At 48.5% G+C, this 25476-nt stretch carries 23 protein-coding genes and 1 riboswitch; of the genes, 13 read left to right on the top strand and 10 right to left on the bottom strand.

All coding sequences use genetic code 11. The annotated features are described in order from the left end of the window. The first annotated feature begins 93 nt into the window (after window positions 1–93). The 12 genes from cyoE to tsaB all read left to right on the top strand — a co-directional run bounded on the left by cyoE (window position 94) and on the right by tsaB (window position 12483). Window positions 94–1017 carry a heme o synthase gene (cyoE, locus tag KDD36_00640; protein MCB0395125.1) on the top strand — a complete coding sequence of 308 codons (924 nt, stop codon included), beginning with the start codon at window positions 94–96 and terminating at the stop codon, window positions 1015–1017. Beyond that, window positions 1014–1586, top strand: a complete 573-nt coding sequence (locus KDD36_00635) for a cytochrome c oxidase subunit 3 (protein ID MCB0395124.1) — start codon at window positions 1014–1016, stop codon at window positions 1584–1586. Before cyoE ends, KDD36_00635 begins: the two co-directional genes overlap by 4 nt. 17 nt (window positions 1587–1603) lie before the next feature. Then, the gene (locus KDD36_00630; GenBank protein ID MCB0395123.1) at window positions 1604–2470 is read left to right on the top strand and encodes a cytochrome c oxidase subunit 3; all 867 of its coding nucleotides are present in this window, start codon (window positions 1604–1606) and stop codon (window positions 2468–2470) included. A gap of 19 nt (window positions 2471–2489) precedes the next feature. Then, complete coding sequence (locus KDD36_00625) at window positions 2490–2858, top strand: cytochrome C oxidase subunit IV family protein (protein ID MCB0395122.1); 369 nt, start codon at window positions 2490–2492, stop codon at window positions 2856–2858. A 62-nt stretch (window positions 2859–2920) separates the two neighbouring features. Next, on the top strand, window positions 2921–3598 hold the full coding sequence (locus KDD36_00620; GenBank protein ID MCB0395121.1) for an SCO family protein: 678 nt from the start codon (window positions 2921–2923) through the stop codon (window positions 3596–3598). Continuing rightward, window positions 3582–4127, top strand: coding sequence for a DUF420 domain-containing protein (locus KDD36_00615; protein ID MCB0395120.1), 546 nt, complete (start codon window positions 3582–3584; stop codon window positions 4125–4127). The genes KDD36_00620 and KDD36_00615 overlap by 17 nt, the downstream gene beginning before the upstream one ends. Window positions 4128–4234: 107 nt before the next feature. Further along, window positions 4235–4492: a hypothetical protein gene (locus KDD36_00610; protein ID MCB0395119.1), complete on the top strand. Its 258-nt coding sequence runs from the start codon at window positions 4235–4237 to the stop codon at window positions 4490–4492. 133 nt (window positions 4493–4625) lie between these two features. After that, window positions 4626–4732: riboswitch (SAM riboswitch) on the top strand. Window positions 4733–4804: 72 nt separating this feature from the next. Continuing rightward, window positions 4805–5818, top strand: coding sequence for a homocysteine S-methyltransferase family protein (locus KDD36_00605; protein ID MCB0395118.1), 1014 nt, complete (start codon window positions 4805–4807; stop codon window positions 5816–5818). Next, window positions 5815–8535, top strand: coding sequence for a methionine synthase (gene metH, locus KDD36_00600; GenBank protein MCB0395117.1), 2721 nt, complete (start codon window positions 5815–5817; stop codon window positions 8533–8535). The genes KDD36_00605 and metH overlap by 4 nt, the downstream gene beginning before the upstream one ends. A gap of 315 nt (window positions 8536–8850) precedes the next feature. Continuing rightward, window positions 8851–10311, top strand: coding sequence for a TolC family protein (locus KDD36_00595; protein ID MCB0395116.1), 1461 nt, complete (start codon window positions 8851–8853; stop codon window positions 10309–10311). A gap of 31 nt (window positions 10312–10342) precedes the next feature. Continuing rightward, a complete protein-coding gene (locus KDD36_00590) occupies window positions 10343–11752 on the top strand; it encodes an efflux RND transporter periplasmic adaptor subunit (GenBank protein ID MCB0395115.1) in 1410 nt (469 codons plus the stop codon). A 5-nt stretch (window positions 11753–11757) separates the two neighbouring features. After that, window positions 11758–12483, top strand: a complete 726-nt coding sequence (gene tsaB, locus KDD36_00585) for a tRNA (adenosine(37)-N6)-threonylcarbamoyltransferase complex dimerization subunit type 1 TsaB (protein ID MCB0395114.1) — start codon at window positions 11758–11760, stop codon at window positions 12481–12483. Between the two features lie 83 nt (window positions 12484–12566). Here the strand turns inward: tsaB and KDD36_00580 are convergent, their stop codons facing one another. The 9 genes from KDD36_00580 to KDD36_00540 all read right to left on the bottom strand — a co-directional run bounded on the left by KDD36_00580 (window position 12567) and on the right by KDD36_00540 (window position 21334). Next, the gene (locus KDD36_00580) at window positions 12567–13586 is read right to left on the bottom strand and encodes a hypothetical protein (GenBank protein MCB0395113.1); all 1020 of its coding nucleotides are present in this window, start codon (window positions 13584–13586) and stop codon (window positions 12567–12569) included. 250 nt (window positions 13587–13836) lie between these two features. After that, the gene (locus KDD36_00575; GenBank protein ID MCB0395112.1) at window positions 13837–14802 is read right to left on the bottom strand and encodes a threonine/serine dehydratase; all 966 of its coding nucleotides are present in this window, start codon (window positions 14800–14802) and stop codon (window positions 13837–13839) included. Next, window positions 14799–15269 (bottom strand): LEA type 2 family protein, encoded by a 471-nt coding sequence (locus KDD36_00570; GenBank protein ID MCB0395111.1) that lies wholly within the window; start codon window positions 15267–15269, stop codon window positions 14799–14801. Before KDD36_00570 ends, KDD36_00575 begins: the two co-directional genes overlap by 4 nt. A 69-nt stretch (window positions 15270–15338) precedes the next feature. Further along, the gene (locus tag KDD36_00565; GenBank protein ID MCB0395110.1) at window positions 15339–15785 is read right to left on the bottom strand and encodes a hypothetical protein; all 447 of its coding nucleotides are present in this window, start codon (window positions 15783–15785) and stop codon (window positions 15339–15341) included. 17 nt (window positions 15786–15802) lie between these two features. After that, entirely contained in the window at window positions 15803–16756 is a 954-nt protein-coding gene (locus KDD36_00560) for a hypothetical protein (protein ID MCB0395109.1), read from the bottom strand. Window positions 16757–16766: 10 nt separating this feature from the next. Next, entirely contained in the window at window positions 16767–18068 is a 1302-nt protein-coding gene (locus tag KDD36_00555; protein MCB0395108.1) for a hypothetical protein, read from the bottom strand. 12 nt (window positions 18069–18080) lie between these two features. Further along, window positions 18081–18569, bottom strand: a complete 489-nt coding sequence (locus KDD36_00550) for a hypothetical protein (protein MCB0395107.1) — start codon at window positions 18567–18569, stop codon at window positions 18081–18083. A gap of 7 nt (window positions 18570–18576) precedes the next feature. Next, entirely contained in the window at window positions 18577–19467 is an 891-nt protein-coding gene (locus KDD36_00545; protein ID MCB0395106.1) for a hypothetical protein, read from the bottom strand. Between the two features lie 484 nt (window positions 19468–19951). Beyond that, window positions 19952–21334, bottom strand: coding sequence for a dipeptidase (locus KDD36_00540; protein MCB0395105.1), 1383 nt, complete (start codon window positions 21332–21334; stop codon window positions 19952–19954). A 351-nt stretch (window positions 21335–21685) separates the two neighbouring features. Here KDD36_00540 and KDD36_00535 point away from each other — a divergent pair, with 351 nt between their 5' ends. Beyond that, window positions 21686–23728, top strand: a complete 2043-nt coding sequence (locus tag KDD36_00535) for a T9SS type A sorting domain-containing protein (GenBank protein MCB0395104.1) — start codon at window positions 21686–21688, stop codon at window positions 23726–23728. A 24-nt stretch (window positions 23729–23752) separates the two neighbouring features. Here KDD36_00535 and gpmI read toward each other — a convergent pair whose 3' ends face one another. Continuing rightward, entirely contained in the window at window positions 23753–25312 is a 1560-nt protein-coding gene (gene gpmI, locus KDD36_00530; GenBank protein ID MCB0395103.1) for a 2,3-bisphosphoglycerate-independent phosphoglycerate mutase, read from the bottom strand. Window positions 25313–25476: the final 164 nt, after the last annotated feature.

Genomic DNA, 25476 nt, shown 5'->3' with positions numbered 1-25476 from the left:
TATCTGGTAACAATCTAAATAAGCGCTTATTTGTTGTGGTTCCATCAAATATTTGGTAAAATTGCGCTCGATTTAAATGCTTTCCCAATCTTGTTGATAAAGGAAAATACGTCACTTTCACTTGGTGCAGTCCCTGAAGAAGTTGCCAGGCCGTGGATGCTTAAAATGAAGGATTACCTCCAGTTTATGAAAGTCAGGTTGACCCTGACGGTTGTCATCTCTGCCGCTGCCGGGTTTATGCTAGCTTCTGCGGATGTGGATATGATGCGTCTGGTGTATCTCCTCCTGGGTGGATTTCTCGTGACAGCTGCTTCCAATGGCTTTAACCAGGTGATGGAAAAGGATTCCGACGCATTGATGACCAGAACTTCCCAACGGCCATTGCCTCAGAACAGAATGCAGGTGAAGGAAGGTTTGTGGCTGGCCGGAACCATGGGGGTTGCAGGTACCGCCCTGCTATGGATCATGATCTCACCATTATGTGGCATCCTCGGTGCGCTGGCACTGATCATGTATACCCTGGCTTATACGCCGATGAAAAAACGGTCGCCCTTTGCTGTATTTATCGGTGCGTTCCCCGGAGCCATTCCGCCCTTGCTCGGATGGGTTGCTGCCACAGGCCGGATCGACTTCGGTGCATGGTTGCTCTTCGGCATACAGTTCATCTGGCAGTTTCCGCATTTCTGGGCCATCGCCTGGGTGTTGGATGATGACTATAAAAAGGCAGGCTTTCGTTTGCTTCCGTCGTTGGAAGGAAGGGGTAAGAAAAGCTCATTTCAGATTTTGGTATACACCATCGGTTTGATACCTATCACCCTGTTGCCATATGCATTCGGGATGACCGGGCAGATTTCCGCCGTGGTGGTGAGCCTGTGTGGCGTGATGTTTTTTCTCCAGGCCTTCAGACTGCATATGACCGGCTTGCATAAAGCCGCTACACAATTGATGTTCGGATCCTTTCTATACCTACCCCTGGTGCAGATCGCATTGATCCTTGATAAAACAGGTTTGCCTTGATCACCGTGACACAAAGAGAAACCGAAGGACCCAAGATACATCCGAAGAAAGCCATGCTATGGTTTTCTATCGTGAGTATGAACATGATCTTTGCGGGTCTTACCAGTGCGATGTTCGTTAGTAAATCGGATAACTGGTTCTCCTTCGATCTGCCCTACACGCTTTGGATCTCCAGTGCGGTTATCCTTGTGAGCAGCATCACCATGCAGCAGGCTTTGCATGCAGCAAAGAACGGTGCATTCTCCAAAGTCAGGACAATGATGATGGCGACGCTGGTACTGGGGCTGACCTTTACCGCGCTTCAATTTGTCAGCTGGGTCATCCTGGTGCAACACAATGTATTTTTTGTAGGCAACGATACTTCGGCATCATTCCTTTATGTGATCACCGCTGCCCACCTGGCCCACCTGTTGTTCGGACTGGTGGCGTTGGTGGTGTCCTGGACGAAATCCCTTAAGAATAAATACACCCCGGGCCAAACCGTCGGTCTGGAACTGACTGCCATTTTCTGGCATTTTTTAGACGGTTTATGGATTTATTTATTTTTGTTTTTACTTTACATCCGATAACAACGAAATTCTGACCTATGTCCGGAGAAGTTTCACAAGCAATTGACCCCAAAGTACTATGGGGAGGCGGGCGTTCCCCGTTTAGCATGAGTTACGGAAAGATGATGATGTGGTTCTTCCTCATTTCCGATGCCCTTACCTTTGGAGGTTTGCTGACAGCCTTGGGTTTACACAGACACAGACACGCGGACATATGGCCCAAGAGTGAAGATGTGTTCTTTCACTTTCCTTTTGTAAGCCATGACACGCATCTTCCGCTTTTATATGTGGCCATGATGACCTTCATCCTGATCGTGAGTTCAGTGACCATGGTACTTGCCGTGGAAGCCGGTCACCGCATGGATAAGAAAAAGGTGATCATGTGGCTTGCATTGACGGTAGTAGGCGGATTCTTCTTCCTGGGATCTCAGGTATGGGAGTGGGCCAACTTCATCAAGGGAAGTGAGCACGGTGCTTTGAAAATAGAACAACCGGTTACACTCGGTGACCTGAGAATTCCTGATGGTACGGTGGCGCAATGGGCCGACCATAGTCAGACCTCACTAAAACTGCCATGGAAAGATGCGGAGACCGGTGAGCATGTGATCCTGTCCGGTGACCAGGCCAAGGAAGTGATCAGCCACGGACGTGTTATCTATGGTGCGAACCTTCATGAGAACGAATACGGTCTGACCCAATATGCAGATTTCTTCTTCTTCGTTACTGGCTTTCACGGTTTCCACGTGTTCAGTGGTGTGGTGATCAACATCATTATCCTTATCGGGGTTGTCATGGGTACCTATCACAAACGCGGCCACTATGAAATGGTGGAGAAGACCGGTTTGTACTGGCACTTTGTGGATCTTGTATGGGTCTTTGTATTTACCTTTTATTACCTGCTTTAATCCGACCAAATCCTAAATCATGGAAAGAGACGATATCATTGAATATTCCCTCGACGCACACCATAGCGAAGAGGCCGGCGCAAAGATCCGCAAGAAGATATGGTTTGTAACCACTCTTCTGACCGTCGTGACCTTGCTGGAAGTGCTGTTGGGTGTGTATTACGCACAGATGGAGTGGCTGTCATGGACAGCGGTTAAACTGATCTTTATAGGTCTCACGGTACTGAAAGCAGGTTACATCGTGATGGTGTTCATGCATCTGGGCGATGAACGGAAAAGCTTTAAAGTGGCAATCCTGCTGCCATATATTCTATTCATTCTTTATCTCATCTTTATCTGCCTCACAGAAGGGTCACAACTTCATATGCTCGACGGAATTTTCAGGTAGAACCACCGGAAAACCCAGGTTTTGCCGGGAGGATGTGATAGTGAGGTCAGCAAATTAACGGCATGATGGCAAATCAATGGGCCAAAAGGGGTGTATTTATCCTGATCATATTCAGCGGATTTATATTCTATTTCCTGTTCCTGCACAACCGTGTTACCCTGAAGGACCTGCCGTATATCGGTCCGCGTTTGGGGACCGTTGCAAATGAGACGACCGGGAAAGAGGATACCATCTACCATACCGTTCCACCATTTTCATTTGTTGATCAGAATGGAGATATCCTTAGTTCTGACGTGTTCCATGGCCATATTTATGTGACTGATTTCTTTTTTGCCCGTTGCCAGGGAGTATGTCCCATTATGACCCGCCAGATGAAACGTGTGCAGGATGCATTTAAGGATGATGATGACATACTTATCTTGTCCCATACGGTTGATCCAGGACACGATACGTCGGAAGCACTGAAGGCATATGGCGAAATGTACGGTGCCATTCCCGGGAAATGGTTTTTTGTAACCGGAGAGAAGGACAGTATATACCAATTAGCCGAACGCGGGTATTTTCTTACAGCAGCACCCGGTGTTGCAGGGGGCGAGGCGTTCCTGCACGATCAGCACTTCATGCTGGTAGATCGTGAAGGCCATCTTCGTGGACTGTACGAGGGTACCGATTCAATGGAAGTCACCAGGCTGATCGATGAAATCAGGATTTTGAAAAAAAGTTATGGAGAAGGTCACTAATTCAAAAAACGATAGAACCATTCTGTATGCGATCCTTGGCCTTTCCGTGGTTGTGTTCGGCCTGGTGGCATACCTGTATGCCTTACCACCTGCAGATAGCCTGCCTTCATTCGCCAGGAACCTGCCGTTTCTGAATGCGGTGATCAACGGGACATGCAGTGTATTGCTGCTGATTTCACTTCTGGCTATACGCAACAAAAAGGTGACCTTGCACAAACGCCTGAACATACTCACTTTTGTATTGTCCTGTATTTTCCTGTTGTCCTATGTAACGTTTCATTCTTTTGGAGTCGAAACCAAATTTCCTGAGGACAACGGACTCCGTCCATTGTACCTGTTCATTCTCCTCAGTCACATTTTGCTGGCTGCTGTGGTATTGCCACTCGTGCTGTATTCCTTCTTTCTGGGGTTAAGGGGAAAGTATGAGAAACACCGTAAGTGGGCACGCCGGACATGGCCGGTCTGGTTCTATGTAACCGTTACAGGCGTGGTGGTTTACCTGATGATCTCGCCATATTACGCTTTCTGATTTCTGAGTTCGCTTCCTTAGGTAGTGCGTGATTTTTCTGAAAAATTTAGCATTAAAATAACACGGGGTAGATTAATTAGTATCTTTGAAATCGGTTTAAAGTTGCTATGAAAAAGTTATCCATTTATTGCGTCCTGATCGTTCTGTTTGCTTTAACCCTCATCCCGGATGTGACCCAGGCCCAATGTGCCATGTGTAAAGCCGTGACACAAAGTAATGCCGGAAGCGGCTTTGGAAGTGTGGTGGATGGTCTGAACGGAGGTATCCTGTACCTCATGACCATTCCGTACCTCATGCTTTCGATATTGGCGGTGGTCTTTTTCCGTAAATCCTGGATGGCCAAGCTCAAGAAGGGTCAACAGTAAGCATTTGAAGGTAAATCATACTCCGTATGACAAGGTCCGTTGTGATGTTGTTGAGGCAGCGCTTTGTGATTTGTCATCATTTCATTTACCTTTGCATCAGTTATTTGAAGGCAGATCAGCAAAACTGCCGAACGGCTTATCAAGAAAGACCGAGGGAACTGGCCCTGTGAAGTCTTGGCAACCGACCTGGTCATTCCCGGCGCGGTGCTACCTCCAGCCCCTGAAAGGGAGAGATAAGCGGTGCTTCAGTGCAATCAGGGTCTCTTCTCAAAAGGAAGGGATTTTTTTTTGCCAAAACGTAACGAAAAGTATATGAAAAAAACCATTCGTGAAGAACTGAGTAAACGCATTTTAGTGCTGGATGGCGCTATGGGTACAATGATCCAGCGGCACAATTTGACCGAGGAGGACTATCGGGGCGAACGATTTGCAGATCACCCATCCCCGCTTAAAGGGAACAATGACCTGCTGGCCATGACCCGCCCGCACATCATTGCAGATATACATCGGGCATATTATGAAGCGGGCGCCGATTTTGCAGAGACCAATACATTTTCAGCCACCACGATTGCACAGGCGGATTATGGCATGGAGTCCATCGTCAGGGAACTGAACATCGCTGCGGCAAAGCTCGCACGTACCGTCGCAGATGAGTTCACCGCAAAGGAACCCAACAAACCCCGATTCGTAGCCGGATCCATCGGACCTACCAATATGAGCGCTTCCCTTTCCCCGGACGTAAACGATCCGGGCCTTCGCAGGGTGAATTTTCTTCAACTGAAACAGGCCTACAGGGAACAGGCGGAAGGACTGGCAGAAGGAGGAGTGGACGCATTCCTCGTGGAAACCATTTTCGATACGCTGAATGCAAAAGCAGCCCTCATGGCCATTGCTGAACTGAAGGATGACCAGCCGAAATACCGGGACATTGAACTGATGGTTTCCGGCACGATCACCGATGCTTCCGGACGCACTTTGTCAGGTCAGACCACGGAGGCATTTCTCGCATCCATCCGCCATGCACATCCGCTGAGCATCGGATTGAATTGTGCACTCGGAGCAAAACAATTACTGCCTTATCTCCAGATCATGCATACCCATGCGGGCTGCGCGGTAAGCGCCCATCCCAATGCCGGTCTTCCCAATGAGTTCGGGGCCTATGACCAAACCCCGGAGGAAATGGCAGAGCAGGTGAAAGAATACCTGGAAGAAGGTTTGGTGAACATCATCGGTGGATGTTGTGGCACAAGCCCGGACCACATCAGAGCACTCGCCCAACTGGCGGCAAAATATCAACCACAACTTAAAATCGAGGAGCGCGCATGAGCCTGAATCCCGCATACAAGGGTGTATATAAATTCAAATGGGAGAACCACCCATTTCTCACGTTAAGTGGATTGGAAGCTTTTACGGTGACCCCGGAGACCAATTTTGTGAATGTCGGTGAACGGACCAATGTCACCGGATCACGTAAATTCCTTCAACTGATCCAGGAAAACAACTATGAGGCTGCACTGGAAGTGGCCAGGGAACAAGTGGAAGGCGGTGCTCAGATCATTGACATCAACATGGATGAGGGCATGATCAACGGTGTGGAGTCCATGGTGCGTTTTCTGAATCTCATTGCCTCGGAACCGGATATCGCTCGGGTACCCGTCATGCTGGACTCTTCCCGCTGGGAGATCATTGAGGCCGGTCTGCAATGTCTGCAGGGCAAAGGCGTGGTGAACAGTATTTCGCTCAAGGAAGGGGAAGAGAAATTCCTCAAACAGGCAACCACCATCATGCGTTACGGCGCTGCCGTGGTCGTCATGGCATTTGATGAGGATGGCCAGGCTGATACGTATGAAAGACGCATCGAGATATGTGAGAGGTCGTATAAGTTACTCGTGGACAAACTTGGATTTCCACCCCAGGACATCATCTTTGACCCGAACGTTTTTCCCGTCGGAACCGGGATGGAAGAGCACAGAAAGAATGCAATGGATTTTTTTCAGGCCACCCGATGGATCCGTGAGAACCTCCCTGCAGCCCATGTCAGCGGTGGGGTCAGCAATGTCTCTTTTTCATTCAGAGGAAACAACCTGGTACGCGAAGCCATGCACTCGGCATTCCTCTACCACGCCATCCGCGAAGGGATGGACATGGGTATTGTGAATCCGTCCATGCTGATGGTGTATGATGATATTCCCGCAGAACTTCTCGAGAAGGTAGAGGATGTGTTGTTGGATCGGAAAGAGGATGCGACCGAAAAGCTGCTGGAGTATGCGGAAACCGTCAAAGGTGAAGGTAAGCGAAAAGAGAGGGATATGTCCTGGCGGGAAGGCAAAGTCACTGAACGATTGACCCACGCCCTTGTGCAGGGCATCGCTGAGTTTGTCGAGGAAGATGTGGAAGAGGCCAGACATCAATTTGAACGCCCGTTGCAAGTGATCGAGGGGCCGCTCATGGATGGCATGAACGTGGTGGGTGATCTCTTTGGTTCTGGAAAAATGTTTCTGCCTCAGGTGGTGAAGAGCGCGCGTGTCATGAAAAAGGCCGTGGCTTACCTGCTTCCTTTTATCGAAGCGGACAAAGCCAAAGGTGGCAAGAGCAATCACGGAAAAATACTCCTTGCTACCGTGAAAGGTGATGTACATGATATCGGTAAGAATATCGTGGGGGTGGTGCTGGGCTGCAACAATTACGAGATCATTGATCTGGGCGTGATGGTGCCTGCCGAGAAAATTCTTGCAAAGGCAAGGGAAGAGCAGGTGGATGCGATCGGTCTCAGCGGTTTGATCACGCCATCGCTTGATGAGATGGTACACCTGGCGAAGGAAATGAAACGCGAAAAGTTTGACATCCCACTGTTGATAGGTGGTGCCACCACTTCACGAATACACACCGCGGTTAAAATTGATGAAAATTACGAAGGTGCCGTGGTACACGTGCTGGATGCATCAAGGTCCGTCACAGTTGTGGAAAGTCTGTTGAACAAAGACAATCAGGTGGCCTTCCGTAAAAAAATGAAGGACGAGTATGCTGATCTTCGGGATCAATACCACAAGCGATCCACAGCGAAGGAACTGATCTCCATCGAAGATGCACGCAAGAATAAGGTTCCACTTTTTCCGGGAGATCACAAACCTGTCAAACCTACTTTTACCGGTGTGAAAGTGATTGATGACGTGGACGCAGGAATGCTGGCACCTTATATCGACTGGACACCGTTCTTCGCCACCTGGGAACTGAGAGGTAAATATCCTGAGATTCTGAAAGACGAAGTTGTTGGCGAAGAAGCCACGCGCCTGATCGGTGATGCAAAGAAAATGCTGGATCGCATCATTAAAGAAAAGTGGCTGAAACCAAAGGGAGTGGTTGGCTTCTGGCCTGCCGCATCTTCCGGAGATGACATCGTTCTCTACACCGATGAGTCCAGGGATAAAAGTTTTGCCGTGCTGCATACGTTGCGCCAGCAATTGAAGAAAGCCCAGGGGCAACCCAACAAGGCGCTCTCGGATTATATCGCGCCTGAGGGCGATGAGGCAAAGGATTATATCGGCGCTTTCGCGGTAACGGCCGGACTGGGTATTGAAGAACACCTGAAAGCATTTGAAGCGGATCATGACGACTATCAGGGTATCATGCTCAAGGCACTCGCCGACAGACTTGCCGAGGCTTTTGCAGAATACCTTCATGAGCGGGTGAGAAAGCAACTGTGGGGTTATATCCCGAATGAAAAACTTTCCAATGAAGAGCTGATTACCGAGCAATATCAGGGCATCCGCCCGGCTGCAGGTTATCCTGCATGTCCGGATCACACCGAGAAGGAATTGATATTCACCCTGCTCAATGCGGAAGAGAATGCAGGCATCACCTTAACGGAAAGCTTTGCCATGCTCCCGGCATCTTCAATCAGCGGCCTCTATTTCTCTCACCCCGAGTCTACTTATTTTGCCCTAGGAAAGATCAATAAGGATCAGGTGGAGGACTACGCCAAACGCAAAGGCATGGAGGTGGAAACGGTAGAGAGATGGTTGTCTCCGAACCTGAATTATTAGACAATAGACATCAGACAATAGACAGTAGATAATAGACAGTAGACAAAAGAGAGTAGAAAATGGGTTTCCGACATTAGATATATGTCATTGGCAAATGGATATTGATACTTTACCATGCTAAACAGCCCTTTAAAGTATCCTTGACCGACAACATGATTTTGTTCAACATCATCCCAATCCCATCGTCTATTATCTAACTATCTACTGTCTAATGTCTATCATCCCATTTCTAACCTCCCGTTGACAATCCCCTCCCCATCTTAACGGGAATGTTTAACTTTACCCTTCCTGTTAAAAATCGTTAAGGTAATGGGCATGCAGGACATTCTTGTTATTTTCACGTCCTTATCCCGCATGATGAGCAGACGTTTCGGTATATGGTTTTTGTGTTTGATGGGGCCTGTACTATGCACGGCGCAGGAGCCACCATGGACCCTGCAACGATGCATTGACAGGGTATTGGAGGAGAATATGCAGATCAGGCAGGCGGAACTGAACAACCGCTCCGCATCCAATAACCTGCTTCAGGCGAAAGCGGAATTGTTGCCGACGATTAACGGTAACGCATCCCAGAGTTATAGCTTCGGGCGTACCGTTGATCCGTTCACCAACCAGTTCATTACCGACAGGGTTCGTTCAAACAGCTTTTCACTATCCAGTTCCGTAACCCTGTTTAATGGTCTTCAGATGATCAATTCGGTGAAGAAAAGCCGTTACAATTATCTTGCAGGGCTGGCGGATACCAGGAAGACCCGTAACGATATGACCATCGCTGTTATCAACGCCTATTTGCAGGTGCTGTTTGCGGATGAACTCGTAAATACCTCCATCGATCAGCGGAAGCTTACCGAGCGTCAGCTGGAACGCACAAAATACATGGTGGAAGCGGGAGCGCTCGCCAAAGGAAATCAATTGGATCTGGAAGCACAACTTGCCACCGACCAGTTACAGGAAGTGAATGCCATCAACCAGAAAGACATTGCTTATCTGAACCTGGCTCAGTTGATGGAGCTTGAATCAGTAGGCGACTTCAGCATCGAACGCCCGGCGCTCGAGGTAACCGCCAGTCAGCCTGTACTGGAAGGACCGGAAAATCTTTACCAGAAAGCATTGAATACCCAACCCGAAGTAGAAGCTGCGGAGTACCGTGTGCTTAGTGCAACAAAGGATCTGGCGATTGCCAGAGGCGCCCAAAGCCCTTCGCTCGTTATGCGCGCATCCTATGGGTCGGGATACTCCGGGGCAAGGCAGAGTCTGACCGACCTAAGCATTACCGGCGTGGATACTATCGGCTACACCGCCGGTGGTGTGGAAGTACTTGCGCCCAGTTACAAGGCAACATACGAGACCACGCCTTTCAATGATCAGTTGGATCAGAATGTAAACAAAGCGATAGGTTTCTACCTGACCATCCCCATCTTCAATGGACTGAGAACACGTACCGCGATCTCAGGTGCCAAGATCGCGCTGGAAAATGCACAGCTGAACCAGGAAGCCGCACAACGTCAGTTATTGAAGGAAATTCAGCAAGCTGTTGCGGATGCAAAAGCGGCATTTAACAAATACCATGCATCGATGAAAAGCACGGATGCCATGGAAGAATCATTTCGCTACACAGACCTGAGGGCAGAGCAAGGCCTGGTGGACGCCGTGACATATATTGATGCGAAAAACCGACTGGACAAATCCCGATCGGATCTGCTTCAAGCTAAATATGACTATTTCTTTAAGCTGAAAATTCTGGATTACTATGCGGGTAATCCGCTAACCTTTTAACGGATTCAACGAGCCCCAAACATCTCTTGATATGAAAAGTAAAAAGACACTCTTTTTTATTCTGGGCGCCGTGATCATCTTGCTGGTGGTGTCGGTCGTTGGAAAAAAGGCGGGCGTGATCGGCAAGAGAAGCGGAGAGATGGTGGCGGTTGAAAAGGCGGAGGCACGCGTGATCATGGAAACCGTTTCAGCAAACGGTAAGATACAACCGGAAACGGAAGTTAAGATCAGTCCCGATGTCTCGGGAGAGATTGTTGAGTTATATGTGAAAGAAGGGGATTTGGTCAAACAGGGTGATGCACTGGCTGTGATCCGTCCCGATGTATACCGTTCAGCAGTCGATCGCATGGAAGCCTCGGTGAACACGAACCGGGCAAATCTGGCCAATGCCATTGCAAGACTGGAACAGGCCAGGGCGCAGTTTATCAATACACAGGCAACGCATAAACGCAACGAAAGCCTCTGGCAGAAAAAAGCTATTTCAGAAGCAGACTTCGATGCGTCCAAAGCGTCGTTTGAAGTGGCAGCAGCGGATGTAGCTGCGGCAGAGCAAAGCGTCAAGGCGGCTGAATTTAATATCAGCAGCGCCATGGCTGCATTGAAAGAAGCACGGGACAACCTGGCCAAAACGGAAATCTTTGCGCCTATTTCCGGTACCATTTACGGACTTAAGGTTGAAAAGGGGGAACGCGTTGTTGGTACAACACAGATGGCCGGAACAGAAATGATGCGGATTGCGGATCTGGATGGGATGGAAGTGAATGTGGAGGTGAATGAAAACGACATTGTAAGGGTAGCCCTTGGTGATACCAGCACCATCGAAGTGGATGCGTACCTGGACAAGGAATTCCTGGGTGTGGTCACGGAGATCGCCAACTCCGCCAACACCACCGGCCTGAGTATGGATCAGGTGACAAACTTTATTGTGAAGATCAGAATACTTCCAGATTCCTATAAAGCGCTGGCGGAAGGTAAGCAGAGTAACTACTCTCCTTTCCGGCCTGGTATGTCAGCAACCGTGGATATCCAGACAGAGAAAGTAACCAATGTGGTTTCTGTGCCGATCCAATCGGTGACAACAAGGGACGAAGATAAAGCGGATACAGATTTGTCAGATAAGAGCGCCGAAAGATCCGGCGAAAAGGGCGATAAGAAAGAGAGCGACAGTGGAAGCAAGCAAGACAGTAAAATGGAGTCTGATAAAAAGGAAAAAGATGCCATCAAAACATATGTGTTTGTTGTGAAAGATGGAAAGGCTGTTCTTACGCCGGTGGTCACGGGGATACAGGACAACACCTATATAGAGCTCAAGTCAGGCATCTCTGTTGACCAGGAGGTGGTCACAGCACCTTACAGTGCTATTTCGCGTACGCTGAAAGACGGCCGTCTTGTTGAGGTGGTGGATAAAAGCAAGTTGTTTGATGCCCAACCGGGGCAATAGCAGGCATGAGCCAACATCCATCTCCTGATCCGTTAATCCTTCACCTGGAAACATCCGGGCATGCATGCTCCGTCGCATTGGCCGAAAATGGTGAGATGCTGTCATTTCGTGAGCAGATCACCAGCAACTATAGCCATGCGGAAGTGCTTTCCGGTTTTATCAGGGAAGTAATTGAAGAGGCTGGTAAGGTCTATGCTGATGTGAACGCAGTGGCGCTGGGAATGGGTCCCGGATCTTATACAGGACTTAGAATTGGCACCGCCACGGCCAAGGGACTTTGCTTTGCGTTGGATATTCCTCTCATTGGGATGACAACAACGGATATCATGGTTCAGTCGTATCTGGAATCCATGCCCTCAGACAAGTGGGGTACGAAAACCTGGCTGTGCCCCATGCTGGATGCCCGCCGTATGGAGGTTTTTGCTGCTGTGTACGATGTTGGCGGAAACCTGGTACGGGAAGTCCAGGCTGAGGTGGTGGATGAGGATACCTACCGCCCCTGGCTTGACAAAGGGCCTGTGATATTCTTCGGCGACGGGGCCCCTAAATGTCGGGAGGTATTGGGTGGATATCATAATACACACATCGAAGAGGGGCATTATCCCCTGGCCAGGCATATGGTAAAGGAGTGTCTTGGCCTTTACCGTTCGGCATCCTATCTGGATTTGGCATACTTCGAGCCATTATATGCGAAGGAATTCCAGTCAAAGAAAGCAAGAAAACTTCTGTGAGTCTGAGTCAGGTGTATTGAAAAGGGATTGAATGAACTGATCAGGCATCTCGCCTGGCTTGCGAGGGAGGCAACCCGCTCGCACTAATTCATTGAGGTTGCCCCGCTACTCTTTTTTTCCGTTATCGGTACCATGCCGTCTTTTGTTGCCCGATATGCAGGTATGGCATCCATGGCCTCATGGCGTACGGAGCCGTTGCGGTTATAGTCTACCCATTTTCCCTTGGGTATTCCCTGGGAGTAGCCACCTTCCCGGCTCTTCTGACCGTTGGCATAGTAGGTGATATATACACCATGACGGCGGCCTTTAAGGTAATTTTCTTCTTTTTCCACCTGGCCGTTATCGTGGTAGGTAAGGACCTTTCCATCCAGTTTACCATCTTTATATGACTCGGATTTTTTCAGGTCTCCGTGCCGGCGGACTGGATTCTTGGTGGAATCTTCCATAACAGGTTCAAGACGGTAATTAGCTGTTTCGGCAAGATGTTTTGCCGCGACGGGAGTAAGCCACAGACTATCCATGATGTTGGTCAGCACCTCCAGATCGTTGTTCATCTGATAGAGAATTTTCGAAGAAGAGTAATACGTCCATTCCCCTTCTTTATTTCCGCTGACATAAATTCCTTTGGACTTCAGGTATCCATCCTGATAGTAGTAGGTCCATTCTCCGTTCGGTTTACCGGCGACAATTTCTCCCCGTCCGCCAACGATGCCGTTGGAATACTTCCATTCCATATAACCACCGGTTTGTTCGGAGAGAACGGTTAACTCATTGATCGTGCTGTTGTCTGTTATCTTTTTTGTGCTTCCTATGCAGTAGGATGTGTTTAACCTGTCCCCGTCACTTTCTGAAAAAATCAGCCACTCCTCATTCATAAACGCCTTGATCCCGCATCCATGTGTTTTCTGCGAGGGCGTATGCACGATGATGTTGCCTTCGGGCTGGCCTTTGAATACCTTGGAAGGTTTAAAGATGATGCGGGAGTTGAAGCCGTTATCAACTTCTTCGATGTTCAGAATCTTTCCTATGAAGATGACGGCGAGGTCGTTGTATTGTTCAATGGAAAACTCGCTCTTTTGATCTTGTGCGTAGAGAAAATTCACACTTAAGATCAAGCACATGCTCCACGTCGTCAGATGGTATTTTGCCTTTTTATAATCCATAGTACAAAATAACGAAGGAAACACTGAATTAAATTCCATTAGGTCTTCAGTTATCAACAATTATCTGTTGAGATGCGTGAAGTTGATTTTATATCCGGTCTGCTGAGAGACACTAACCATTCCCATTACAAAGGTAGGGTAAATTGCAGAAAGATGTCGATAAAACTTATCAAAATATCGAACAAACTTCCTAAAGTATTTGAGGAATGCTTGTTATATCCACATTCCCACCTGAGATGATGAGGCCGATGGTTTTACCTTTGAATTGCTCAGGGTATTCGAGTAATGCAGCAAGGGTTACGGCCCCTGAAGGCTCAACAACCAGCTTCATCCTTTCCATGATAAGGCGGATGGATTGCCGGATGGCATGTTCACTTACCGTGAGAATACCTGTACAATGTTCTTTGATGATCGGGAACGTTTTATCTCCAAGGGAAGTCAGCAATCCATCCGCAATGGTTGCCGGGTTTTCAGAAGGATGAATAAAACCGTCTCTGAAACTTCTGAAGGCATCGTCCGCCATGGCAGGTTCAATGCCCCACACTTCTGTATTAGAGGAAAAATACCTGGCACTGAGGCAAGTTCCTGATAGCAGTCCACCGCCCCCTACAGGTGCTAAAATAGCGTCCGCAACATCGGGCATGTCTTCCATCAGTTCTTTGGCAGCGGTTGCCTGGCCTGCAATGATGCGATAATCATTATATGGGTGTATCAGAATGGCGCCTGATTTCTGAATATACCGTTCCAGTGTTTGTTCCCGGTCAGCAGTGGTGGGCTTACAGAAGATAATTTCAGCTCCATAGCCTTTGACGGCAGACTTCTTTATCCCCGGTGCATTCTCCGGCATGACAATCGTGGCCTTGATCCCACGGTTTCGTGCTGCCAATGCCAGTGCCTGTGCATGGTTGCCACTCGAGTGCGTTGCTACTCCCAGCTTCGCTTCATCATCTGATAATGAAAGTATAGCATTGGTGGCTCCGCGGATCTTGAACGCACCAATTTTCTGTAGGTTCTCACACTTGAAATGAAGCTCCGAACCCACGAGATCATCCAGGGTGCGGCAACGCATGACCGGTGTGCGATGAACATATTCGCGAATGCGTGATTCAGCATCCAGAATGGTTTGTTTATCCGGAACGGCTTCCAGGTTTGTCATTTCAACAATTTAACCGTGTCTTCCAGGTCCACCTCAATGCGTTTGCTTACGCCCATATGTCTCACCTTTACAAATCCTTTGGCTTCTACCCTGGTGTCCTTTTTCAACCCACCGGACAGCAACATGGGCAAGCCTACCGCCAGCATCTGACCGAACGAGGTCTGAACACGGAATGCATATGTCTGCGTTCCGTTTGGCTGGATCTTCACTTTATCCTTCAGTTTGGCCTTTCCGATGTTCATATTCATCATCCGGATATCAAGATCATAATCGGTAATAGAGAAGCTGAATTTGTTGGGGTTGTTGATGGCAATCTGGATCTCAGCATCAATGCCTTCCTTGGAGATTTCAATGATCCTGACGGACTTTACACCCTCGATCTCCACCGGTTCATAGTGCATGCACGAAGTGAGGAAGAGAATAATCCCCGCAAGGGACAGTCTGGTAAAATGCTGAAATCGAGTCATGCCGAAAGATAGGAAAAAACCATGCCGGAAATTTGATCAGGCCGGGAATGCCCGGATGTAATACGTGCTTTACCGGACCACAGTAATGGCAGGAGCTATTGCTACATTGCTTTTATTGCCGGCACGGTCAACCACATAAACTTCATAAACCACGGACTGGCTGGACGACTGGTCTGTGATGGTGGTGCTGTTAAGAGTTACCTGTACCTTACCCTGAATCGCGATGTCACTTCCATCCGGCGCCAACTGCTGGATACGCGATCCGAAAACAACCCCATTACGGGTATCCGTAATGAAGAGGTTTTGAATACCGCTTTCATTCTGCCCGAGGTCGCCGTCTCCATCTTTGTATGAAATTACAAAAACGATGGAATCCTTGAACTCTGTCACTGTGGCCGGAGAAACGGATACCACTTCGATTTCCGGAACCGGACTGATGGTGTTGTCATCCTTTTTGCATCCGGCCAAAAGAAAACAGGCTGTGGTGAACAAAAGCCCAATGCTGGTTATTTTCATATTCTCCAAGATTTGGTTCAGGGCTTCACCCTGAATGCAAAATACGTTTTATACTCGTAGGCGAAGCCATCACGTAGGAATTCGGTATTCTGACTGTGGTCGCCGTCGTTCATATAGTATCGGAAAAAGATGGTGGTGTCCTTTGGCAGGGACGAGGTATTGATCGTGGCGATATATATCTCGTCCGGATTAAGGTTCAGGTAAGAAGCATTGACCTGCCAGCCAGTGCTGAAGTCATCCGGGTCAAGCGACATCTTTACCTGATTTACCAATAGATTCTTGATGGCCGTGCTGTCATCATCCACATAAAAGGCCAGCACAAAATTCACATTGTTCGGTACGAAGAAAGGTTTGTAGATGATGCTGTCTACGCGGTTATTCTGATCTGAATAGGCTACGGTTGGCGGTATCTTGTCATCAATGGCCACATAAAACGGAGAGACCAGGGTAGGTTCGAGGTTGGGGTATTTAGATACTTGTCCGTTGATATCCCTTGCTCCGTTGAGGATCCAGTTTGCGATATGGTCAATATCCTCCTGATCCATGGGTACGCCGATGTTGTCCTGAGGCATCCTGTCATCCTGGTTCACAAAACAACAGTTTGTGATGCGTTCGTGCAAAACGGATTTTGCCGTATCATATGGGACGACACGAAAGGTGAAGTCATTGTTGGCGTTGTTCTTGATCACCGGATGATATACTAAAGTAGCATAAGACGACTGGACCGACCTGAAGTCCGGTTCGAAGTTGCCATCGTGGCAACCCGGCAATGCACATCGGGTGATGAAGATATTGCGATGGATGCCGGTGATGGAGTTGGGGTCAACGGTGTCGTTCCCTGATCCGCCCGTGTTATAGTCGACATCATCGTAAGGGTTGTCGGGCACAGCGTCATCTTTCTTACATGCACCGAAACCGATCATCAGGATGATGGTCAGGGTGGATACGGGAAGGAGCCAGTTCTTTGTCATGATCGGATGTTTAAACAAATGCCTGAAGCAATGGTGATCCGAGCAACATGCCTGCCGGAATATCGGCGTCGAAGCCCAGGATATTGGCGATGGTCGGAACCACATCAATGCTTTCCCCGGTTTCTGTGGAGATGACCTGGTCTTGTTTTACAACGGAGGGTGGTCCAACCACCATGCAAAATATCTCCCGTGAAGTCGGGTCGCTGGTATGGTCAAGGGCATAGCGGCCGTAGGGATCAATAATGGTGTTCGGGCTCAGGTTACGACCGTGCTCGGGAACCACGATCATCACCGTATTGTCCTTCATTCCGGGAGTATTCTGTATTGTATACCACAGGTGTGCTGTTGCATAGCTGGCCCGGTTGAGGTTGCGACAGTAGGCGGTGAAATCCGTATGACACACATCCACGCCCTGCATGTTCACCACACATAGTTCAGGTTTAAACTCCTGGATCACGCGTTCGGTAAAGAAAATATTGAACATATCCCCGTTCAGTGCACCGATCCCCCAGGGGTTGTTATATCCTCCATTCACCGCATCTGCAAATTCCTGTGAGATGAAAGATTCCACCTGAACTGCTCCGGTCGGGTCGTTGGTCACACCGGCGTCATTATTGCTGAATTCTCCGCTGAAGTTGCTGTCGCAGAAGCCACGCACTTTCTCCACCAGTTTCTTTTCATCTGAAGAGAAAACCCGTGGATTACCAAGGGTATCGTAACCGGCCTGACTGATGATGGATGACGGTTGAATATGATTTGCGCCATAGGCAGCACCATATCCCGGATAGTTGCTGTAGTTCAGCAAAGGGTAGGGACCGAGAGAATCGGAAATCCACCACGCATTGGTGGCAGGCATGGAAGGGGTATTGTATTTCCTGTAGTATTCGAAAACAGTAGGGAACTTAGGATTCTCCCGGATGCTTACATCGGTGGTCGTGTAGGTACCTGTAAGCGCCGTTGTATGTCCGTTATAGTGACCTGTTGGTCCATCTACATACCGGAATTCACGGAACAGCGTACCGTATTTCTGAAGGGGCTGTGCCAGCGGGTTTGAGGTGATGGGGTTTACACCCGGATAAATGTCACCGGAGATGGGCTCGGTGCCGGTGAACAAGTGTGGCATCAGGTTGCCTTCGGCTTTGTGTACGGATTCAAGATTCCGGACGCCGCCTGCGAACAGGCAGAAAACCACGTGGTCTACACGCCGCGCGCCTGTGGCAGCGAAAAGTCTGCCCGTAGGAAGGATATATGGTGCAGCAAATGCGCCTGCGGTAGCTGCGGTGGCTTTTTTAAGAAATGACCTTCTTAGCATGACGGCTTAGCGTTAGTAATATCTGTATTCGTTCGAAGTCATCATACCATAATACACCAATTCTGGCGTGATGGTATTGTCCTGGTTGATGAGATTGCCCAGGTACCACTTTTCATAATCCGTGGCATCGCGGTTGTAGAATTTTCTGAAAGCATCGTTTATAAAACCATCCACATCATTTTCCATTTCCACTTTGGTCGGGATCTGTGCTCCTGTTTTGTTGAGGAAGTTCCGGATGATCATATCCTCCACCAGCTTTTTGTCACCCACCGCGGCATACGATACGGCAAGATCCACCAGTTCATCATTGGATATGGTTGTTCCGAACAGATCCGAATAGGCGATGGAGATGAACTCAATGGTAGACTTCACATGGTCTTTTAGTGATCCGGGTGGATTGATCACTACGTCATTCACCTCGTATACGTATTCCTTTTCCTTGTTGCAGGAGGTTGCGATGATCAGCACTATGGACAGGAAAAGCAGCAGGTTTCTTTTCATACTTATGCTAGTTTTTGAGGCCTACAAATTCGTCCATCGAAAGAATTGTTTTTTGCAACGCTTTGTAATCGGAATTGGATTGGTACATGGCGCTGAGACTGCTCATTTGTTCGGATGTTGCATCCTTGAACAGGTAACGCTGAAATAGATTCCTGACCTGACCTTCAAAGTAACCTGATGAGGCGAAAAAGATGGTAAGGAAATCGGCCTTGTTCTCACCGATCTGGTAAAACAGGGTTCCGGTAAAGCCATCCACAATCTTTGACGCCTCCGCTAATTCCGTTTGTGTAGGGTATCGGAGGAGGAAGTTCTGGAACATGGATACCACAAAATTCTCCGTACCCATGTTGATATCGTCGTAATAGGCATTGTCCACACAACGCCGGTGCACCCCGATCATGTTGATCTGGCCGGAGGGAAAATCAACAGGCACATCCTGAAGGGCCTCGAGTCTGGCAATCTCCGCTTTGATCGCCGGAAAGTACGGGCCGTAGGTGGCGGTATCCTGAAGCAGAAGGTTGTAAATGAAAATATCCTGGGTGATCTGAGCTGTGTCAAGGCCATTGAGGAGTTCTATCCTGGCCAGATCGTATGCTCTTGCATAATATTCATTGCTGCTAAGGATGATCTCCACCAGTTGTTCACGGTCTGCCATCGACAGATCGTTCTGCTGAAGAATTGTAAGGCCTGTGGCAAGCTCCGCAGAAGAAGGTTTACGGCCAAGCACGCTGATGTAAAGTTTGTTGATGTAATTCTCCATGATCACCTGTCGGGGCAGGTCGCTGACCGTTGGATCAGGAGGTACGATGTTGTCCGGAACGACGATGAGTTCATCCTTTGCACATCCGGCCATCAGCATGGCAAGTGCAAGGGCGATTCCCGGCAAGAGGTTTTTCATGATAGGTGTTCTTTGGACTGAACAGTTACGAATGCTTTGGCAATATAGGTTTTTTGTAGGATTCGGGCAATGCAAAGTCTGTGCCAGATAGTAGATAGTAGACAGTAGGCAGTAGGCAGTGCGTGACGCGTTAGGCTGACGAGGGAAGGTTTGCCCAGGGGTACGCGGGGGGGTATGATGTATGATGTGTGATGTGTTGATGTGGAGGTTCGGCGAAGGTTGTACCTTCGTCGTACTATTCTGTAGCTTGTAGCTACCCTGTCATTAACCAATGATAATGCGGGTTGAGATGCATACGAAATATGCTGTTTTTAAGATCCCTCGCTGCACTCGGGATCACACGACCGATTTGTCAAAGGAAGGAAAGATGAACCCTGTTATCCCGAGCGAGGAATCTGTGCGGTCTGAATACTCCTACTTGATTCAGCCGCTTCCCTTTTTATTCATTCCCCACCACTAACGACTAACTACTATCTACCAACTACTATTTACTATCCGCAAAATACTTATAAAACCACGGAATGGTCTCGATGCCTTTGAGGTAATTGAATACGCCGAAGTGTTCATTGGGGGAATGGATGGCGTCGGAGTCCAGGCCGAAGCCGAGGAGGATGGACTTCAGTCCGAGCACCTCTTCGAACAATGCCACGATGGGAATGCTACCACCTGTGCGTTGTGGTACGGGTTTCTTGCTGTAGGTTTTTTCCATGGCCCTGGCTGCTGCCTGGTAGGCCGGTGAATCGGTGGGAGTAACCACGGGAAGTCCACCATGGAAGGGCGTTACCTTTACCTTCACATAATCCGGTGCTGTTTTTTCAAAATGATCGGCGAACAGTTTTGTGATTTTTTCCGGGCGTTGGTTAGGTACCAGACGCATGGATATCTTGGCGTAAGCTTTTGATGCGATAACGGTTTTTGCGCCTTCACCTGTATAGCCACCCCAGATGCCATTCACATCCAGGGTAGGTCTGATCGAAACCCTTTCGGGCGTGGTATATCCCTTTTCTCCTTTTACATTTTTTATATCAAGATGTTTGTTAAAATCATCCTGACTGAAGGGGGCTTTTGCCATCTCAGCGCGTTCCTCTGCAGTGAGTTCTACCACGTCATCGTAAAAACCGGGAATGGTGATGTGACCATCCGCATCGATCAGCGAATGGATCATATCACAAAGTACGTTGATGGGGTTGGCAACACCGCCGCCATAAATCCCTGAATGAAGATCCCGGTTGGGGCCTGTCACTTCTACCTGTAAGTAGCTGAGTCCGCGCAGGCCTACTGTGATGGAAGGAATGTTATTGGCTATGATGGCCGTATCGGAGATCAGGATGATGTCCGCTTTCAGTTTTTCCTTGTTTTCTTTGAGGAAGTCGCCGAGATTCTCAGAGCCAACTTCTTCTTCCCCTTCGATCATGAATTTTACGTTGCATGCGAGTGTGCCTGTTTGCAGCATGGTCTCGAATGCTTTTACGTGGAGGTACATCTGACCTTTGTCGTCCGATGCACCACGGGCATAAATCTTTTCATTCTTGATTACCGGTTCGAACGGAGGGGAATCCCACAGGTCCATCGGGTCGGGAGGTTGCACGTCGTAGTGGCCGTATACAAGCACGGTGGGCAATGAGGGGTTGATGATTTTCTCACCATAAACAACGGGGTAGCCTGCCGTGGCGATCACCTCCGTGTTGTCGGCACCGGCAGCGGCAAGGGAAGATCTGACAAACTCCGCAGTTTTCAGTACCTCTTCTTTGTAAGCGGGATCGGCACTAACGGATTTCAGGCGCAGCAGTGCAAAAAGTTCTTCGATGAACCGGTCCTTGTTCTCGTTGATATAGGCATTCACAGCCGAGGCGGTAGGCGTTTCCATAACCGTAAGATTAAATGTAGAGCGTAAATATAGAGAGAATGCCTGAGAGCAGCGCTCAGCTTCCGGCACTTGAACACGGCAGAAGCATACGTGGTTATTAGAACATAGCCCCACTACACGTAGAAATATGATTTGGGATGATGAATAATTGAAAGGTTTATGTCACAATTGTTAGCTTTTATCCACTTACATCACCCATCACACATCGTACATCACCCATCATACATCACAGTTGATTTATCTCAACATTACCATTTTCCCTGCGGCTTTTGATGTCAAATTAATGTCTTAACTTTACCCTGTCCATCAGTTGATTGTTTTAGGAGTAGAAGACATCTCAACCGAACCACCATGAAAAATATTTTTCAAATGTTAACATGCGGAGGAGCATTGACCAGAACGGGTGCAATGCTCGCTTTCGTGGCCATTAACTTTGCAGGTCTCAACCCGGCATTTGCCACCAGCTATTATGTAAACGATGCCAGCACTGTTGGTGACATCTGGTGCACGGCCGTAGGAAATAATTCCAATAACGGGACCAGTGTGAGCACACCCAAGCTCACCATCGCCAATGTGATCAGTACCTATGCACTGGTGGCAGGTGATGTTGTTTACATCGACAAAGGAACCTACAGCGGACAAGTGACTGTCACATCCAGTGACGATGGTTCAATATCCGGACACGTGACATTCCGCGGAGCTGGCAAGGACGTGACCATCCTCACATACGGTTCGGGTAACACCGTTTACCTGAACGGAAGCAGTACCCTCGTCCAATGGGTGAAATTTGAGGATATGACCATCACTGCTACGGGTAACACATATTCAGCTGTGTATTTGTATGGCAATGCGGATAATCACTACTTCAACAATTGTAAGATCACCCAGACATCAGCTACCGGCGGAAGGTGTATCTACATGGTAGGTGATATTGATGATACTGAGATTGACAGTTGTACGATCAGCCAGTCCAACTCCGGTGGCTACCGAACCATACACATGAATGACGATATCTCCTACGGAGCTTATTCAAACAATAGCATTCACCACTGCAATATCACATACCCTTCAGGAGGAAGAGGTATTTACTGCCAGGCCTTCTGGACCACACCCTCGGGTATTGCCATATACAATGACACGGTGTATTCTTCCTCCACCACTGCCGGTACCACAGGCATTTATATTGATGATGTGTTGAGCGTGGACATCTATAAAAATTCCATACGCAACGGAAACGTCGGGATTTATCTGAATGCATTCTTTAATTCCTCCATCACCAACCACGAAATATATAATAACATCATTACTGGTTCCGTGAACGGGCTAACCTCCAATGAGGCCACCACGGTTGATCTGTATTATAATTCATTCTATAATTCACAGAATGCATTGCTCGGATCAGGCGCTGTGTCTCTGAAGAACTGGGACATCGTGAATAATATCTTTTATTCCGGAGCGGCTTCCTCAAGCTATGCATGCATAAATATTAATGATAACAGCACCAATTCTTCCCGTCCCACTACATGTGACTATAACGTTTACTATGCACCTAACGGGGCGGCATTCGGGAGGAACGCGATAACAATGACCAGTTACACCACACTGGCTTCCTGGCAGGGTGCGGATCATACGAATGCAGGTGGCACCTCGGGAGACGAAAATGCGGTGGAAGGCAACCCGAATTACAACGATGTATCTACTTTTGACCTGGATCTTACCGTCGGGTCGGCGGCATTGAACGTAGGTACTTCCCTGGCCATTACCGATGATATTTACGGAGGCTCGAGGGGTACACCATCAGATGTTGGCGCTGTAGAAGCGGAAGCCGCCCTGCCCATCACCCTTCGTTCCTTTTCCGTGGATTGTGATCCTGCGAACGCTGGTATTAAGATAACGTGGATCACCGCATCTGAAGTCAACAATGACTTCTTTACCATAGAAAAAAGTATGGATGCGGTAAATGCGGAAACCGTTGTTACGGTAAAAGGCGCGGGCAACAGCACTGATCTTCTCCTGTACGAGGTTACCGATGATAACGACTTTAACGGTACCGCACGGTATTACCGTCTTGCCCAAACCGACATGAACGGCCAGCGGAAAACGTGGCCCTGGATGCAGGTGCGGTGCGAACAGCATGGAACGGCTGAATTGGTCCTTTACCCCAATCCTTCGGATCGTTTTGTGAATTGTATGATCCGTTCACAGCTACCAGGTTTATCACGGGTAAGAATGATCAATATGATTGGCCAGACAGTCTATACAACGGAGGCAAATCTGCAATCGGGTACCAATCAACTCTACATTGATCTTTCCACATTTCCTTCCGGAACCTACATGTTATATGCGGAAACCCCCGATGGGGAGGCGATGACGGAAAGGGTGGTTAAGAATTAAGAATGACGAATCAGGAATAATACGTCAGTGCGTTTCCGGGATTCTGGAAGATGCCCTGACCAGTACATTTCCCGTCATTTCTTTCGGTTGATCCAATCCCATCATATTTAGCAACGTAGGCGCCACATCGGCCAGGATACCATTCTGTATGGATTTAAGTTTCGGATGGATAAGAATGGCAGGAACCGGATTGGTGGTGTGTGCCGTATTCGGTGTGCCGTCATCATTGATGGCAAAGTCGGCATTGCCATGGTCGGCGATGATGAGGAAACTGTATCCATGGGTGATGCCGGTTTCAACTACGCGTTTTACGCATGCATCAATGGTCTCCACTGCTTTTACAATCGCTTCGTAAACGCCGGTATGGCCTACCATATCGGGGTTGGCAAAATTCAGACAAACGAAGTCGGTGTCTTCATTCATCAGTTCCGTGGCGATGGCATCCGTCACTTCCCAGGCACTCATCTCCGGTTGGAGGTCATAGGTTGCCACCTTGGGTGAGTTGATCATAATGCGCTTCTCTCCCGGGAAAGGTTCCTCTCTTCCGCCTGAAAAGAAGAATGTCACATGCGGATATTTCTCAGTTTCCGCAATACGGATTTGCTTTTTTCCTGCATCGGATAAAACCTCGCCAAGGGTATTTTTCAGATTGTCCTTCCTGAACATCACGTCCACCCCTTTGAAGGTCTCATCGTAGACTGTCATGGTCACGTAGTGAAGGTTGAGCTTGTGCATGTCCTGTTCCGGAAAATCCTGTTGCGTCAGCGCCTGTGTGATTTCACGGCATCTGTCAGTGCGGAAGTTGAAACACAGCACGACATCACCTTCGGAGATGGTTGCGACCGGCACTCCGATGTCGTTGGTGCACACATGTGCACGGATAAACTCGTCGGTGATATCATGGTCGTATGAGCTCTCAATGGCAAGTTCTGCATTGGTGACCCTTTCCCCTTTGCCGTGAACCAGCAGGTCATAGGCTTCTCTTACACGCTCCCATCGTTTGTCCCGGTCCATGGCGTAATAGCGACCGATGACCGATGCGATGGAGACAGGCTTATTCTGAATATGTTTTTCGAGATCCTTTATAAAACCAAGTCCGCTTTTGGGATCGCAATCGCGCCCATCCGTAAATGCGTGGATGTATGTCTGCGGGACACCGGCATCTTCCGCCAGGTCGCAAAGCGCCTTCAAGTGGTTGATGTGCGAATGAACGCCGCCATCGGACACCAGACCGATGAGGTGCAGTTTGACATTGTTGTTTTTGGCGGTCTCAAATGCTTTCTGCAAGGCGGGGTTTGCCTTGATCTCACCGTCCAGGATTGCTTTGTTGATGCGTTGAAGGTCCTGATAAACGATTCTTCCGGCACCGATGTTCAGGTGACCTACTTCCGAGTTGCCCATTTGTCCGGCGGGCAGACCCACGTCTTCGCCTGAAGTAAGAAGGTGGGCATGTGGGTATTTATCATACAGCCCGTCAACAAAAGGGGTATTGGCCCGTGCAATGGCATCGGATTGACTGCCGTTACCGTCGCCCCATCCGTCAAGGATAAGCAGCACGGTTTTCTGAAAGGGAGTATCGCTCATGGTGAAAGGTTATGAACGACAAAGATACTGATGAATTAAGAATTAAGAATTAAGAATTAGGAATGAAAGGGGGATCATCTGGGTAACATTAACCAACGAACTGTTAAAGATCATTGAAGCGATAAGATAGATTCAGACCCCATAAGCCAGAACAAAGCGTGAAG

It is taken from the genome of Flavobacteriales bacterium, assembly GCA_020435415.1.
GTDB lineage: Bacteria > Bacteroidota > Bacteroidia > JACJYZ01 > JACJYZ01 > JACJYZ01.
The sequence above is the reverse complement of the archived record's forward strand: the minus strand, read 5'-3'. Positions and strand labels throughout refer to the sequence as shown.

Coding starts and splice junctions, on each gene's coding strand:
- KDD36_00630 (MCB0395123.1), top strand. CDS start 1,604: ATGTCCGGAGAAGTTTCACAAGCAATTGACCCCAAAGTACTATGGGGA.
- KDD36_00625 (MCB0395122.1), top strand. CDS start 2,490: ATGGAAAGAGACGATATCATTGAATATTCCCTCGACGCACACCATAGC.
- KDD36_00620 (MCB0395121.1), top strand. CDS start 2,921: ATGATGGCAAATCAATGGGCCAAAAGGGGTGTATTTATCCTGATCATA.
- KDD36_00615 (MCB0395120.1), top strand. CDS start 3,582: ATGGAGAAGGTCACTAATTCAAAAAACGATAGAACCATTCTGTATGCG.
- KDD36_00610 (MCB0395119.1), top strand. CDS start 4,235: ATGAAAAAGTTATCCATTTATTGCGTCCTGATCGTTCTGTTTGCTTTA.
- KDD36_00605 (MCB0395118.1), top strand. CDS start 4,805: ATGAAAAAAACCATTCGTGAAGAACTGAGTAAACGCATTTTAGTGCTG.
- metH (MCB0395117.1), top strand. CDS start 5,815: ATGAGCCTGAATCCCGCATACAAGGGTGTATATAAATTCAAATGGGAG.
- KDD36_00595 (MCB0395116.1), top strand. CDS start 8,851: ATGCAGGACATTCTTGTTATTTTCACGTCCTTATCCCGCATGATGAGC.
- KDD36_00590 (MCB0395115.1), top strand. CDS start 10,343: ATGAAAAGTAAAAAGACACTCTTTTTTATTCTGGGCGCCGTGATCATC.
- tsaB (MCB0395114.1), top strand. CDS start 11,758: ATGAGCCAACATCCATCTCCTGATCCGTTAATCCTTCACCTGGAAACA.
- KDD36_00575 (MCB0395112.1), bottom strand. CDS start 14,802: ATGACAAACCTGGAAGCCGTTCCGGATAAACAAACCATTCTGGATGCT.
- KDD36_00570 (MCB0395111.1), bottom strand. CDS start 15,269: ATGACTCGATTTCAGCATTTTACCAGACTGTCCCTTGCGGGGATTATT.
- KDD36_00565 (MCB0395110.1), bottom strand. CDS start 15,785: ATGAAAATAACCAGCATTGGGCTTTTGTTCACCACAGCCTGTTTTCTT.
- KDD36_00560 (MCB0395109.1), bottom strand. CDS start 16,756: ATGACAAAGAACTGGCTCCTTCCCGTATCCACCCTGACCATCATCCTG.
- KDD36_00555 (MCB0395108.1), bottom strand. CDS start 18,068: ATGCTAAGAAGGTCATTTCTTAAAAAAGCCACCGCAGCTACCGCAGGC.
- KDD36_00550 (MCB0395107.1), bottom strand. CDS start 18,569: ATGAAAAGAAACCTGCTGCTTTTCCTGTCCATAGTGCTGATCATCGCA.
- KDD36_00545 (MCB0395106.1), bottom strand. CDS start 19,467: ATGAAAAACCTCTTGCCGGGAATCGCCCTTGCACTTGCCATGCTGATG.
- KDD36_00540 (MCB0395105.1), bottom strand. CDS start 21,334: ATGGAAACGCCTACCGCCTCGGCTGTGAATGCCTATATCAACGAGAAC.
- KDD36_00535 (MCB0395104.1), top strand. CDS start 21,686: ATGAAAAATATTTTTCAAATGTTAACATGCGGAGGAGCATTGACCAGA.
- gpmI (MCB0395103.1), bottom strand. CDS start 25,312: ATGAGCGATACTCCCTTTCAGAAAACCGTGCTGCTTATCCTTGACGGA.